The following is a 777-nucleotide window of genomic DNA, read 5'->3' as shown; positions in this document are numbered from 1 at the left end:
AGGCGTCACGAGAGACACGAACTGGAACTGCTTGTAATCGAAATGTTTTCGCCACTTCGATACAGGATTGTCCATCTCATTGAGATATTGAAATGACTCTAAATCGAGTGATCTTGGAATCGCCGACAAGTGCCCAAAAACCGGCATACCATCTTGCTGAATAAATGAGTCCAAAGGCTTAATTACGTCCATGATTCTGACTTTACTAATCACACATGGCACAAGATTAACATTAATTTAACAACAAACGAGTTGCGCGACTGCACAACAATCACGCATTTAAGGCAGGCAACGAAGCAATAGTGTGAAACAGGTCACTCATATCTCATCACTATCGCTGCGATTTAGAGTTTTAGCTTGGCTGTAGAGCATTAATCAGAATGAAGAATATTGGTCACGATCTCCGTTTTCACCGAATTCGCGATAAAACAGTTTTCATGCGCCATGTGATGCATTTTTTCCAATTGCTCATAGCTTGGCTGCTTATCACCAGAAAATACAACTTTCGGATTTAACACCACTCTCGAAACCCACTCTTTTCCATTTTCACCAACGGCCAACTCCCCTTCAGCTGCATCAACATAAGAGTCGATCACATAACGACGCTTTGCTGCAATCGAAAGGAAAACCAACATATGGCAACTAGAAAGTGCCGCAACAAACGCCTCTTCGGGATCGACGTTTTCTTCTACCGACAGCGGCAACGGAACAACATAAGGAGATGGCGAAGCAGGAACTAACAAACCGCCATCAAAGCGCCAAGTGTGCGCTCTACTG

General features: G+C 43.8%; 1 protein-coding gene and 1 pseudogene. Both read right to left on the bottom strand.

Going from position 1 to position 777, the window contains the following annotated elements; genetic code table 11:
- Positions 1-192: pseudogene (locus R7R24_RS26320) on the bottom strand (DUF2804 domain-containing protein); the annotation flags it as partial.
- 179 nt (positions 193-371) lie between these two features.
- Positions 372-777: OsmC family protein (locus tag R7R24_RS26315; protein ID WP_318120064.1), on the bottom strand; the 406-nt coding region annotated here is incomplete at its 5' end.

Source organism: Vibrio sp. 704 (genome assembly GCF_033339295.1).
Note: the sequence above shows the minus strand (reverse complement) of the source record. Positions and strands in the feature narration are given on the sequence as shown.